This is a genomic window from Vibrio sp. 10N.261.52.A1, from assembly GCF_002876325.1.
Taxonomy (GTDB): Bacteria; Pseudomonadota; Gammaproteobacteria; order Enterobacterales; family Vibrionaceae; genus Vibrio; species Vibrio chagasii.
On sequence record NZ_MCYD01000503.1, the window covers coordinates 19,004 to 32,227 of the forward strand.

Sequence of the window (13,224 nt, forward strand, 5' to 3'; positions counted from 1 at the left end):
GGCGTTACTTCTGATTCAGCTGAGCAAGGAACTTGTCCGACTCGGCAATCGCTGCATTCATCTGTTTGATCGCGTACGCGATGTCTTTTTCTAGGCTCATAAACTCACCTTGCAGTGAACCAACCGCACTCGCATTGAGGTTGTGTTTCAGGTAGAGGGTGTTGTCTCGCAGAGTATTGAGTACTGGGTCCATCTTCTTCTCAGCACGCTTCATGGCTGACAGCATGGTTTGGTAAGACGATTTAGTTTCACGCAGTTTTTGTTCACTCGAACGACGTAAGGAATCGCTCGTATAGAGGTCGAGCTCGGCTTGCCATTCTTCAAACAGTGCATCAGACACATCTTCAATCGCAGCGATTCGGTCACTCACATTTTGCGCTGCTTTTTCGCTGTCTTGGTATTTATCGTTTATCTTGTTGTACATGTCTTCTAGTTCGCTGCCACTGAAATTAGTCAGGCTGCTGAGCGCTTCAAGTGCGCTGGTAAACTCTTCCTGAGCATCCTGCTGCGACTCTTTTGCATCTTCTACTCTGTCGACCATGATGTCACGTTTGTGATAGCCCACTTGCTCCATTGCAGAGTAATAAGCGGATTGGCATCCAGTAAGAGTAAAAATAGAGAGGACTATAACTATTAAATAAGGCATCCTTGTTTCCTATAGTTAAATAATATCAATCGTAGTAAATCACTTACTCACTTTGGTTGGTATAGCGGATTATTAATTAAAACTATGAACGAGTTACCAGGGAGTTACAAGTTGAAGATAAGAAAGGTCGGCATACTTAGTATCCAGTATTTTCGCTACCTCTTAGCGCGTATGACGCATGATCGAGTCAATGTGAATGCGGGCTATTTGGCGTACATTACTTTGCTTTCAATCGTACCCATGTTGACGGTTTTGCTCTCTATCTTGTCATCATTTTCGGTGTTCGCGGATGTGGGTATCGTGATTCAAAACTTCATCATTACTAACTTTGTTCCAGCGTCAGGGGATGCGGTGCATGGTGCCTTGTTGGAGTTTGTCGCCAACACGGGCAAGATGACGGCGGTTGGTAGTGTGTTCTTATTTATCGCTGCGCTGATGCTGATCTCTAATATCGATAAGAACTTAAACTACATCTGGCGTGTGACCGAGAAGCGACGTGCAGTATTGTCTTTCTCGATGTACTGGATGGTGCTCACTCTCGGGCCAATCTTGGTTGGGGCGAGCATTGCAGCCACCTCATATGTGACATCACTAAGTTTGCTGCAAAACGAAGTGGTGTCTGGTGCTTTTAATACTCTGATTCGCAAACTCCCTCTGATTCTCTCTTTCTTTGCGTTCTTTGGTTTATACCTATTGGTACCTAATAAGAAAATCCACTTTTCTCATGCAGCTGCTGGCTCTTTGGTGGCGGCATTACTGTTCGAACTCAGTAAGAAAGGCTTCGCTGCTTACATCACTCAGTTCCCTTCATATCAGGTGATCTATGGCGCATTGGCGGCGATCCCGATTCTGTTTGTTTGGGTTTATTTATGCTGGTTGATAGTGCTGGTGGGGGCTGAGGTGACGGCTGCGCTCGGTGAGAAGGAAGAGTGGAGTGAGACGCAAAAAATAATGGTACACTCCACGGATAACGACAAAATCACAGAGCAAGGAAACAACAGTGATAGCACTGATTCAGAGAGTAAGTGAAGCTGCCGTCCGTGTTGATGGCGAAGTAGTTGGTGAGATTGAACAAGGCTTATTAGTACTATTAGGCGTAGAAAAAGGTGACGACGAAGCCAAAGCGAAACGTTTGATGGAACGAGTGACGACTTATCGTGTCTTTGGAGATGAAGACGATAAAATGAACCTCAACGTGAAGCAGGTGAATGGCAAGGTGCTAGTAGTTTCTCAATTCACACTGCCAGCCGACACCAAGAAAGGCACACGAGCAGGCTTTTCTCGTGGCGCTCACCCAGAAGATGCCGAGCGTCTTTACAATTATTTCTCTGACCAATGTGAATCAGTATTGCCAACGGAACGTGGCCGATTTGCAGCCGACATGAAAGTGTCTCTGGTTAATGATGGCCCAGTAACATTCTGGCTGCAGGTTTAAGCTTAAAGGAATAAGCATGTTTAAACTCATAACCCCAACCACCGAAAATCAACTGAACAAGTATTACCATTTTCGTTGGCAGATGTTGCGTGAACCTTGGCGAATGCCTGTAGGTTCTGAGCGTGACGAATACGACGGCATGAGTCACCATCGCATGATTGTGGATGGTCGAGGTCGTCCGATGGCGATTGGTCGCCTTTATATCACCCCAGATCTCGAAGGTCAGATCCGCTACATGGCGGTAAAAAACTCTCGCCGTAGCAAAGGCATGGGCTCACTGATTTTAGTCGCACTAGAGTCGCTGGCTCGCCAAGAGGGCGCTAAGCGCCTGGTGTGCAACGCGCGAGAAGATGCGATCTCATTTTATGAGAAGAACAGCTTTGAGCGTCGTGGTGAGATTAACGACCAACGTGGTCCTGTTCGTCACCAACAGATGGTGAAGCCGCTTGATCCAATGGCAGATGTTCTGCGTAAGCCTGAGTGGTGTAATGAGCTTCAGCAGCGTTGGGAGCACCAGATCCCTATCAGCGACAAGATGGGCATCAAGATTAACCAGTACACAGGTTATCAGTTCGAGTGTAGTGCTCAGCTGAACCCAAATCTGAACCCACACAACACCATGTTCGCAGGCTCTGCTTTTACGCTAGCAACACTGACTGGTTGGGGAATGACATGGCTATTGATGAAAGAGCGCGGTCTGACGGGCGACATCGTTCTAGCAGATAGTAATATTCGTTACCGCCATCCCGTGGAGCAAAACCCTGTCGCCTCTACTTCTTTAGATGGTATCAGTGGTGACTTGGATCGCCTTGCATCAGGAAGAAAGGCACGCATCATTATTCACGTGACCATCCACAGCGGTGACGTGGAAGCGGTAGAGTTTACTGGTACCTACATGCTGATCCCTGACTATAAGAAGATCCTGTCGAGTGATAGCAAGGTGAGCGAATAATTTCACGCTTGATGTTAGGTTGAGTTATTAATTGAAAGCGCTACTCCTCTGGAGTGGCGCTTTTTTGTTGGCAGTCATTAATCGCTGTGTACTCCGGTTGATCAAGCTTGCCAGAGATTTGGTTACATGGGTCGGACAGCATAACTGAGAGAGTGTGTTGCTCTGCTTTGAGTAGGTCTAGCTCTCCAGAAGCCTCACCCTTGAGCGTTTGAACTCTTTGTGAACCTTCCTCTGCAGCGGATGCACCAATAATGTGCATCGGTTGAAGCGTGAAGCGACCACGGTCAAAACTCGCGTTGAATTCAGGGATTTCAAACACGTTATCGGTCGAGGTTTCAGAAAGCTTATCGTTAAAGGTCATCACACCCTGGCGAACGCTGCCTTTAAGTTGACCTGTGGTTGAATAGCCCAACATGAGCGAATCACCGTAGAGACCAGAAGCTTGAAGCTCAAATTCACTATAACCTGTTGCATCGAGTGGTAAGTCGAGTTGCTGCAACATGGGTGAGATAGGCAAGCCATCGGCTGAGATGTCTATGCTCCATGGCTTACTGATTTGGTTAAAATTGAGTGTCGCATTAGCTTCAATGTAGCCATTTCTGAGAGGTGCAAACAGACGTGTCAGCGTCCATTTCCCTTGTTCGCTATTCATTTCAACCACAGGCTGTGCGCTGAGAATATTTTTGTAGCTGGCATCATTGGCGCTCGCCATCAGTTTCCCTTGCCACAAACCTAGCTTTCTATCTTGCAGCAGTTGAACTTGGTGTCCTTCAATGTGCAGCCCAGAGACTTGCCAGTAAGGCTTTTGTGCAAGCTGGATAAGTTGGGTGCGTTCTACATTCAATCGTTCTATAGAGACTTGCTGAAGCTCTTTAAGCCAAGGTAATAGGCGCATGGCTGGCAGAGTTTGATCTTGGTTTTCTGTGACCCATTTAATACCTTGCAGATCGAGCTGCGCTAATTCAATGCTGCTGGGCGTGACTTCGCCGTTGAGCTGAACGGTGCCTTGCAGGACTTGAGCGTAGAAATCTTCAATCTGTATCTGGTTTGGCTCTAGGCTTAGCTTGATATTTGGCTCGACAAACATGTCATCATCAACAGTGACTCCTTCGGCTTGCAGGGAGAAAAGCGCTTTCTGTTGTCTCCACAGTTCGAAAGGTAACTTGATGCTTTCTAATGAAGCATCAAAGGCTGCAAGATGTCCGCTTTGCCATTCGATGTCGCTACGTAAAATATCTAAGCTGTTGATATGGTTGATACGAATGCCCGCCACATCCCACTCTTTGCTCAATAGGCTCTGAGTTTGCTGCTGGTTGAGGCGTAAGCCATCAACGGTAACGTTCACTAATGACCAATCATGCTTATATTGCTCTGCTTGCCCAGAAATTTTGGCTCCGCGCCACTCAAACGAAGCGCCATAAAGGGTGCTGTCGCTCGCTTTAAGGTCAAGGTCGATCAGAAGGTTATCGAAGGCTTCACCTTGCCAATAGAGTTGCGAAGCGGAAAGTTGGGTTTTGCCGTAAGGCAGCAGTGTTTGATTATTGCTAAAGGTTGGCTCGGCGATCTGCAGGTCGATGCCTCGCACATTAAAGCTGTTGGTTGAAAAATCCAGGTTATTGATCGCCAACTGGCGGAGCTTGAGCTTTTGTTCGGTTAACAGTGGTGAGAGCGTTTCTAGATCGTTCGCTTCTAACTGGATACCACTGATTAATACAGAGTCTAAGACGAGTTTGGCTTCAATGAGAGAGTCAGGGCTGAGCCAGAGATCGACCTTATCGATATACAGAGGTGGTTGCTTTTCTGGTTGGGTATAGGTGATTCCCATTAGGGTGATGTGATAAGGCGCTTGATATTCGACATCTTCAATGATCACCGGTTGGTCAACCGTGTGCTTGATAAAAAAGTTAGCAACATCCGCACGGTATTGAGTCTGTAGGCTTAATAGCAACGCTGCGATAACCGCAACGGCGATAGCCAACACAATGCCGAACACCATGAATACCTTTTTCATTCCCTGAAAGCCTTACATTTCAATAGTCTTAAAACAGAGTGGAACAAAAAGGGGCAAGCATCAACAAAAAAGCCCCTCAAAAGAGGGGCTTGCTACAAAAATATCGTTTTAAATGGGCGTTCGCTTTTGGCTAAGCCCGAGCAGATGCTTGGACTAGTCGAGTTGTGGGCCTGCCGCAACCAGTGACTTACCTTCAGCGTTGTCAGTGTACTTATCAAAGTTATTGATGAAGCGTTCTGCTAGATCTTTCGCTTTGCTTTCCCATTGTAGTGGGTCTGTGTATGTGTCGCGTGGGTCTAGGATCGCTGGGTCAACATCGTGCAGCGCTAGAGGTACTTCTAGGTTGAACATAGGGATAACCTTAGTCTCAGCCTTGTCGATAGAACCATCTAGGATAGCGTCGATGATGCCACGCGTATCTTGGATAGAGATACGTTTGCCAGTACCGTTCCAGCCCGTGTTTACTAGGTAAGCTTCAGCGCCAGCTGCTTCCATGCGTTTTACAAGTACTTCAGCGTACTGAGTTGGGTGAAGCGTTAGGAACGCCGCGCCAAACGCTGCAGAGAAGGTTGGAGTTGGCTCTGTGATGCCGCGCTCTGTGCCTGCTAGTTTCGCTGTGAAACCAGATAGGAAGTGGTACTTCGTTTGCTCTGGAGTCAGTTTAGAAACTGGTGGTAGTACACCAAATGCATCAGCAGTCAGGAAGATAACCTTTTGAGCGTGACCTGCTTTTGATACTGGCTTAACGATGTTGTCGATGTGGTGAATCGGGTAAGAAACACGCGTGTTTTCTGTTTTAGAACCGTCATCAAAATCGATAGAACCATCGCCACGAACCGTTACGTTTTCTAGCAGTGCATCACGACGGATTGCATTGTAGATTTCTGGTTCTGCTTCTTTAGAAAGACGGATCGTCTTCGCGTAACAACCGCCTTCAAAGTTGAAGATACCGTCGTCATCCCAGCCGTGCTCATCATCACCGATTAGTTCACGTTTAGGGTCTGTTGATAGCGTTGTTTTACCTGTACCAGATAGGCCGAAGAATACCGCTACATCGCCTTTCTCGCCAACGTTCGCACTACAGTGCATTGAAGCAATACCTTGCAGAGGAAGTAGGTAGTTCATCATTGCGAACATGCCTTTCTTCATCTCACCGCCGTACCAAGTACCACCGATGATTTGAACTCGCTCTGTTAGGTTGAAAGCAACGAAGTTCTCAGAGTTTAGGCCCTGTTTTTCCCAGTTAGGGTTAGTTGTTTTAGCACCGTTCATTACCACGAAATCAGGTTCGAACGTTGCTAGCTCTTCGTCAGTTGGACGAATGAACATGTTCTTAACGAAGTGCGCTTGCCACGCTACTTCTGTGATAATACGTACACTTAAGCGTGTATCTGGGTTAGCACCACAGTAACCGTCGATGACAAACAGGCGCTTGCCAGATAGCTGAGTTGTTACAAGCTCTTTTAGCTCATTCCATACTTCAGTTGTGATCGGTTTGTTATCGTTTTTGCCTTGATCTGACCACCACATGGTATCGCGGGTCGTGTCATCTTTAACAATGTACTTATCTTTCGGTGAGCGGCCAGTAAAGATACCAGTGTCAACAGCAACAGCACCTAGTTCCGTTACTACGCCTTTTTCGTAGCCTTCCAAACCTGGCAGTGTTTCTTCAACGAATAACTGCTCGTAGCTAGGGTTGCGAAGAACTTCGGTAACGCCAGTAAGTCCGTGCTTAGTTAGATCAATTTGTGCAGCCTTAGTATGTTCCATAACGGTCATAGGTGCTCCTTGTAGGATATTTTGTAGGGATTTTGTATTAATTTTTTATTGTTATCTGCTCACCATGCTAGCAACGAGACTCGGGGGAAACAGGGATACAGCTCAAAAAATATCCATATTAACCATGGGGTTTTAAGTGTCTCGTCACATATTGGCCTAACTAGTCTATCCTGTACGCAAACCTTTGCGCTAGGGGCGGGAACATTATTAATTGATTAAAATTAAGCGGTGATTTTATTACGAGATGTTACGAAGTTTGCGCTATTTTGATCACAAAAAAGGCCAGCTTAGTGCTGACCTTTTTGGGGTAAATTACGTGTTTTTGGTACGACGTAAATTAATGAACCGTATTGCTGCCTTTATCTGCTGCTTCTGCATACAGTGCATCAACATCGTTCTTATCGAACGAGTAGTTCGTACCACAGTAATCACAGTGAAGAGCAACGCTACCTTCAGTACTTAGGATGTCGTAAATCTCTTCTTGAGCAACGGTAATGATCGCTGCTGCGCTGCGTTCACGAGAACAGCCACAGAAGAACTCAACTGGTTGTGGAGTGAACAGCTGTACTTTCTCTTGGTTGTACAAACGGTAAAGCAGTTCGTTTGCTTCAAGAGAGAATAGCTCTTCGTTTTTCACTGTGTCTGTTAGTTGTTCTAAGTGCTCGAAGTCATTTGGAGTACCAGTGCCATCAGGCATAACTTGCAGCAACATACCTGCAGCGTGTGCTTTGCCTTCGTGCTCACCAGTACGTAGCCATAGACGAGTCTTAAGCTGCTCAGAGTTCGCGAAGTAACCTTCAAGTACTTGAGCTAGTGTGTCGCCTTCAAGACCAACGATACCTTGGTAGCGTTCACCTTTCTTAGGATCGATAGTGATCACTAGGTGGCCTTTACCCATTAGGTCGTGTAGGCCAGCATCGTCAGCAATTTCGCCTTCAAAGCGAGCAACACCACGGATCTTCTGGTTATGGTCGCCATTAATAACTGCTAGAGATACCGGGCCATCACCTTGTAGCTGCATAGTGATAGAGCCTTCAAATTTTAGGGTCGCAGTCAGTAGCGTAGTTGAAACCAATAGCTCACCCAGCAGCTTTTGTACTGGAGCTGGGTATTCCTTGCTAGAAATAATCTGTTGGTACGCTTCATCCATTTGTACCAATTCACCACGTACTGATAGGTCTTCAAATAGGTAGCGATTTAAAACATTGTTTGCCATTTGGCTATTCCTTCTAGCTTATTGATGCTTGAACTTGATGATGTCACGACGTTGCTTTTTATCAGGGCGACGCTCTGGAGCTGGGTTATGTGCATGCAGTTTACGCTGTTTTGCAAACTCTTCTCTTTTTGCCAAGCTCTCGGTGGTTTCTTCATAGAGGGTTTGAGCGATCGGTGCTCCACCACGATGGGCTGAGATTTTCTCGATCGTTACCGTCTTTTCTTCATTACCTTGGCGCAGTGTAATAACTGCCCCAAGTTCGACAATCTTACTTGGCTTGCTGCGCTGACCATTATAGTGGACTTTGCCACCATCGACCATGTTACGAGCAATAGACCGAGTTTTGTAAAAGCGTGCTGCCCACAACCATTTATCGAGTCTGACAGCTTCATTAGAAGTTTTCATATAGGGCTGTGCCTTATTAAGTGAGAAATGAATGCGGTTTAACTGTAGTGAACAGTGCGCAACATGTTTTTGATGATGCTTATCACATTAGGTAGAAGTTTTATGTGGAGGCGGTTAGCATTTTTTTCAAGTCATATTGCAAAATCGCTATGTAATGCCGATTTATCGATTTGCTATGATATAGTTCAAGATCTTATGCTTATATAAGCTCGGTATCGAACGAATGAATAAAAAAGCTGAAAGTTTAATAGTTTGCAGCGTTTGTTGTCATGAGAAGGGGCAAGGGAAGTGAACTTTTTAGAGCTCAAAAATCGTATAGGAAATTCTCCTATGTTGAGCCGCTTATTAGATAATGGATTTGTGCTTCAGCAGAAACTGAGTATCGCCACTTGTTGTGTACTCATTGCCGCTTCAGCATGGATTTTAGGACAACTTGTCTGGTTTGTTGAACCTGCCGAGCAAACGGTTGTGCCTTGGAAAGCAACGGTGTCGTCGTCTGCTACGCCTCAGTCGACTCTCGATATCTCTTCTTTACAACAGAGCAACATGTTTGGTGCCTATAACCCAAGCAAACCCGCAGTGGTTGAGCAACAAGTGATTCAAGATGCCCCCAAGACACGCCTTAACCTCGTCTTGGTTGGTGCGGTTGCCAGTTCTAATCCTGAATTGAGCTTAGCGGTGATTGCCAACCGTGGTACGCAAGCGACTTATGGGATCAATGAACAGATAGAAGGCACCAGAGCTAAGCTAAAAGCCGTGTTAATCGACCGCGTGATCATTGATAACTCAGGTCGTGATGAAACGCTGATGCTAGAAGGTATTGAGTACAAGCGTTTAGCGGTATCAGAACCTGCACCACGTCGTGCCTCTTCTTCAGTTCGTGGTAATAACCCGGCTTCTGCAGAAGAGAAGCTTGATGAGATTAAAGCGAAGATAATGAAAGACCCGCAACAAATCTTCCAATATGTTCGATTGTCTCAGGTGAAACGCGACGACAGTGTGATCGGTTATCGTGTGAGCCCTGGCAAAGATTCAGAACTTTTTAACTCTGTTGGGCTCCAAAACGGAGATATTGCAACTCAGTTAAATGGTCAAGACCTGACAGACCCAGCCGCAATGGGCAACATATTCCGTTCAATCTCAGAACTGACAGAGTTAAATCTGGTCGTTGAGAGAGATGGACAACAACATGAAGTGTTTATTGAATTTTAAAACTTTGCGTCTAACGAAAGACGAAAGTGTAGGAGAAGTACGTGAAGCATTGGTTTAAGAAAAGTGCATGGTTATTGGCAGGAAGCTTAATCTGCACACCCGCAGCCTTCGCTAATGATTTTAGTGCCAGCTTTAAAGGCACTGACATTCAAGAGTTTATTAATATTGTTGGCCGTAACCTTGAGAAAACGATCATCGTTGACCCATCGGTGCGCGGAAAAATTGATGTGCGCAGTTATGACGTACTCAATGAAGAACAATATTATAGCTTCTTCCTCAATGTATTAGAGGTTTACGGCTATGCGGTCGTTGAAATGGACTCAGGTGTTCTGAAGATCATCAAGGCTAAAGACTCTAAAACCTCTGCCATTCCTGTTGTCGGTGATCGTGATTCTATCGCGGGCGACAGCGTAGTAACACGCGTTGTTACCGTTCGTAATGTCTCGGTTCGTGAGCTTTCTCCTCTGCTTCGTCAACTGAACGATAATGCGGGCGCGGGTAACGTTGTGCACTACGACCCAGCGAATATCATTCTAATCACTGGTCGTGCGGCGGTCGTAAACCGCTTAGCGGAAATCATCAAGCGTGTTGACCAAGCCGGTGATAAAGAGATCGAAGTGGTTGAGCTAAAGAATGCTTCAGCCGCTGAAATGGTGCGTATTGTTGATGCGTTGAATAAAACCACCGATGCGAAGAACACACCAGCATTCCTACAACCTAAGCTGGTGGCCGACGAGCGTACCAATGCAATTCTTATCTCTGGTGACCCTAAGGTTCGTAGCCGTTTAAGAAAGCTGATTGAGCAACTTGATGTCGAGATGGCAACTAAGGGTAATAACCAAGTTATCTACCTTAAATATGCAAAAGCAGAAGACTTAGTCGATGTACTGAAAGGCGTGTCGGACAACCTGCAATCAGAGAAGCAAACTTCAACTAAAGGCAGCTCATCTCAACGCGATAAAGTCGTGATTTCAGCGCACAGCGATACTAACTCGTTAGTCATTACCGCACAGCCAGATATCATGAACGCGCTACAAGATGTGATTGCTCAACTAGATATTCGTCGTGCTCAAGTATTGATTGAAGCCTTGATTGTTGAAATGGCAGAAGGTGACGGCGTTAACCTTGGCGTGCAATGGGGTAACCTAGAAACGGGTGCCATGATTCAATACAGTAACACCGGTGCATCAATTGGCCAGGTTATGGTTGGTATAGAAGAAGCAAAAGACTCGACAACCACGAAAGCGGTTTACGACTCAGACAATAACTTCTTGCGAAATGAAACCACAACAGAAAAAGGGGATTATTCGACATTAGCTTCCGCTCTTGCTGGCGTAAACGGTGCCGCAATGAGTGTGGTGATGGGCGACTGGACAGCCTTGATCAGTGCAGTTGCGACCGATTCAAACTCAAATATCCTATCGTCTCCAAGCATTACTGTGATGGACAATGGCGAAGCGTCGTTTATCGTTGGTGAAGAAGTACCGGTTCTTACTGGCTCGACGGCGGGCTCAAGCAACGACAACCCATTCCAAACGGTTGAGCGTAAAGAAGTGGGTATCAAGCTTAAAGTGGTTCCACAAATCAACGAAGGCGACTCAGTTCAGTTGAATATTGAACAAGAGGTGTCGAACGTATTGGGTGCGAACGGCGCAGTCGATGTTCGTTTTGCCAAGCGTCAGCTAAATACTTCAGTGATTGTTCAAGACGGTCAAATGCTGGTTCTTGGTGGTCTAATTGATGAACGTGCATTAGAGAGTGAGTCTAAGGTGCCACTATTGGGCGACATCCCGGTGCTCGGTCATCTATTCAAATCAACCAGTACTCAGGTTGAGAAAAAGAATCTAATGGTATTCATCAAGCCAACCATCATTCGTGATGGCATGACAGCCGATGGTATCACTCAGCGTAAATATAACTTCATCCGCGCTGAACAGCTGTACAAGTCAGAGCAGGGCCTGAAATTGATGGATAACGACAACATCCCAGTGTTGCCTAAATTCGGTTCTGAGATGAATCACCCGGCTGAAATCCAAGCCTTCATTGATCAGATGGAAACAGAATAATGGCTGAATTGGTAGGGGCGGCACGAACTTATCAGCGCTTGCCGTTTAGCTTTGCGAACCGTTACAAGATGGTGCTCGAGTATCAGCACCCAGAACGTGCTCCGACACTGTATTATGTTGAGCCTCTGAAATCGGCGGCGATCATCGAAGTGAGCCGTGTAGTGAAAAATGGTTTTACACCACAAGCGATCACTGCAGACGAGTTTGATAAAAAACTGACCGACGCGTACCAACGTGACTCTTCAGAAGCGCGTCAATTAATGGAAGACATTGGTGCTGACAGTGATGACTTCTTCTCGTTGGCGGAGGAGCTGCCACAAGATGAAGACTTGCTTGAGTCTGAAGACGATGCGCCAATCATCAAGCTAATCAACGCGATGCTGGGGGAGGCGATCAAAGAAGGTGCTTCGGATATCCATATCGAGACCTTTGAGAAGTCGCTATCGATCCGCTTCCGTATTGATGGTGTGTTACGTGATGTTCTCGCGCCAAGCCGTAAATTGGCGCCGCTGCTCGTGTCACGTGTAAAGGTTATGGCGAAGTTGGATATTGCGGAAAAACGCGTGCCACAAGATGGTCGTATTTCACTGCGTATTGGTGGCCGAGCAGTCGATGTTCGTGTATCAACCATGCCTTCATCACACGGTGAGCGTGTGGTAATGCGTCTGTTGGATAAAAACGCGACCCGCCTAGATCTGCACAGTTTAGGTATGACGGCAGAGAACCACGAGAACTTCCGTAAACTCATTCAACGTCCGCACGGCATTATCTTGGTAACGGGTCCAACAGGTTCGGGTAAATCCACAACCTTGTATGCAGGCCTGCAAGAGCTCAACAGCAACGAACGCAATATCCTTACCGTTGAAGATCCAATCGAATTCGATATCGATGGTATTGGTCAAACACAAGTGAACCCTAAGGTTGATATGACCTTTGCCCGTGGTTTACGTGCGATTCTTCGTCAAGACCCGGATGTGGTGATGATTGGTGAGATTCGTGACTTAGAGACTGCGGAGATTGCCGTTCAAGCTTCTTTGACTGGTCACTTAGTGATGTCGACCCTCCATACCAATACTGCAGTAGGTGCCATTACGCGTCTACGTGATATGGGTATCGAACCATTTCTTATTTCCTCTTCACTGCTTGGTGTGTTGGCGCAGCGTTTAGTTCGTACTTTGTGTAACGACTGTAAAGAACCGTACGAAGCGGACAAAGAGACCAAAAAGCTATTTGATTTGAAGAAGAAAGATAGCCTAACGCTGTATCATGCGAAAGGTTGTGAGGCGTGTAATCACAAGGGTTATCGTGGCCGAACTGGTATTCATGAGTTGCTGATGGTTGATGAGTCGGTACAAGAGTTAATTCACAGCGAAGCCGGTGAGCAAGCGATCGAAAAATCGGTTCGTAGCACAACCCCAAGTATTCGCGATGATGGCCTAGCTAAGGTTCGTCAAGGTATCACTTCACTAGAAGAAGTGATGCGTGTGACCAAGGAAGTCTAG

Annotated in this window: 11 protein-coding genes; 6 read left to right on the forward strand and 5 right to left on the reverse strand. The window is 46.3% G+C overall.

The genetic code is table 11. The features are described from left to right. Positions 1-4 precede the first annotated feature (4 nt). Positions 5-646 (reverse strand): DUF2959 domain-containing protein, encoded by a 642-nt coding sequence (locus BCT81_RS06085; RefSeq protein ID WP_102423531.1) that lies wholly within the window; start codon positions 644-646, stop codon positions 5-7. A gap of 84 nt (positions 647-730) precedes the next feature. On the opposite strand from BCT81_RS06085, the gene BCT81_RS06090 reads away from it, so the two are divergent. Genes BCT81_RS06090 through BCT81_RS06100 form a run of 3 tightly spaced genes read left to right on the forward strand, consistent with a single transcriptional unit; the run spans position 731 to position 3,033 of the window. Beyond that, positions 731-1,675, forward strand: coding sequence for a virulence factor BrkB family protein (locus BCT81_RS06090; RefSeq protein ID WP_102423532.1), 945 nt, complete (start codon positions 731-733; stop codon positions 1,673-1,675). After that, a complete protein-coding gene (gene dtd, locus BCT81_RS06095; protein WP_004741469.1) occupies positions 1,647-2,081 on the forward strand; it encodes a D-aminoacyl-tRNA deacylase in 435 nt (144 codons plus the stop codon). The genes BCT81_RS06090 and dtd overlap by 29 nt, the downstream gene beginning before the upstream one ends. 16 nt (positions 2,082-2,097) lie before the next feature. Further along, positions 2,098-3,033 (forward strand): bifunctional GNAT family N-acetyltransferase/hotdog fold thioesterase, encoded by a 936-nt coding sequence (locus BCT81_RS06100; RefSeq protein WP_004741468.1) that lies wholly within the window; start codon positions 2,098-2,100, stop codon positions 3,031-3,033. Between the two features lie 40 nt (positions 3,034-3,073). On the opposite strand, the gene BCT81_RS06105 is transcribed toward BCT81_RS06100, so the two are convergent. From BCT81_RS06105 to hslR, 4 genes are all read right to left on the reverse strand, one after another. Beyond that, complete coding sequence (locus BCT81_RS06105; RefSeq protein WP_102423533.1) at positions 3,074-5,044, reverse strand: AsmA family protein; 1,971 nt, start codon at positions 5,042-5,044, stop codon at positions 3,074-3,076. 153 nt (positions 5,045-5,197) lie between these two features. After that, a complete protein-coding gene (pckA, locus tag BCT81_RS06110; protein ID WP_102423534.1) occupies positions 5,198-6,823 on the reverse strand; it encodes a phosphoenolpyruvate carboxykinase (ATP) in 1,626 nt (541 codons plus the stop codon). 337 nt (positions 6,824-7,160) lie between these two features. Then, complete coding sequence (gene hslO, locus BCT81_RS06115) at positions 7,161-8,039, reverse strand: Hsp33 family molecular chaperone HslO (protein ID WP_061033109.1); 879 nt, start codon at positions 8,037-8,039, stop codon at positions 7,161-7,163. A gap of 18 nt (positions 8,040-8,057) precedes the next feature. After that, positions 8,058-8,444: a ribosome-associated heat shock protein Hsp15 gene (hslR, locus tag BCT81_RS06120; protein WP_004741464.1), complete on the reverse strand. Its 387-nt coding sequence runs from the start codon at positions 8,442-8,444 to the stop codon at positions 8,058-8,060. A gap of 330 nt (positions 8,445-8,774) precedes the next feature. On the opposite strand from hslR, the gene gspC reads away from it, so the two are divergent. Genes gspC through gspE form a run of 3 tightly spaced genes read left to right on the forward strand, consistent with a single transcriptional unit; the run spans position 8,775 to position 13,224 of the window. Next, positions 8,775-9,656 carry a type II secretion system protein GspC gene (gene gspC, locus BCT81_RS06125; protein WP_061033110.1) on the forward strand — a complete coding sequence of 294 codons (882 nt, stop codon included), beginning with the start codon at positions 8,775-8,777 and terminating at the stop codon, positions 9,654-9,656. Between the two features lie 41 nt (positions 9,657-9,697). After that, the gene (gspD, locus tag BCT81_RS06130; protein WP_102423535.1) at positions 9,698-11,722 is read left to right on the forward strand and encodes a type II secretion system secretin GspD; all 2,025 of its coding nucleotides are present in this window, start codon (positions 9,698-9,700) and stop codon (positions 11,720-11,722) included. After that, a complete protein-coding gene (gene gspE / locus BCT81_RS06135; RefSeq protein ID WP_102423536.1) occupies positions 11,722-13,224 on the forward strand; it encodes a type II secretion system ATPase GspE in 1,503 nt (500 codons plus the stop codon). Before gspD ends, gspE begins: the two co-directional genes overlap by 1 nt.

What these genes read in the sequence shown, in the direction of transcription:
- BCT81_RS06085 (WP_102423531.1), bottom strand. Translation starts at nt 646, where the DNA reads ATGCCTTATTTAATAGTTATAGTCCTCTCTATTTTTACTCTTACTGGA.
- BCT81_RS06090 (WP_102423532.1), top strand. Translation starts at nt 731, where the DNA reads ATGAACGAGTTACCAGGGAGTTACAAGTTGAAGATAAGAAAGGTCGGC.
- BCT81_RS06100 (WP_004741468.1), top strand. Translation starts at nt 2,098, where the DNA reads ATGTTTAAACTCATAACCCCAACCACCGAAAATCAACTGAACAAGTAT.
- BCT81_RS06105 (WP_102423533.1), bottom strand. Translation starts at nt 5,044, where the DNA reads ATGAAAAAGGTATTCATGGTGTTCGGCATTGTGTTGGCTATCGCCGTT.
- pckA (WP_102423534.1), bottom strand. Translation starts at nt 6,823, where the DNA reads ATGACCGTTATGGAACATACTAAGGCTGCACAAATTGATCTAACTAAG.
- hslO (WP_061033109.1), bottom strand. Translation starts at nt 8,039, where the DNA reads ATGGCAAACAATGTTTTAAATCGCTACCTATTTGAAGACCTATCAGTA.
- hslR (WP_004741464.1), bottom strand. Translation starts at nt 8,444, where the DNA reads ATGAAAACTTCTAATGAAGCTGTCAGACTCGATAAATGGTTGTGGGCA.
- gspC (WP_061033110.1), top strand. Translation starts at nt 8,775, where the DNA reads ATGTTGAGCCGCTTATTAGATAATGGATTTGTGCTTCAGCAGAAACTG.
- gspE (WP_102423536.1), top strand. Translation starts at nt 11,722, where the DNA reads ATGGCTGAATTGGTAGGGGCGGCACGAACTTATCAGCGCTTGCCGTTT.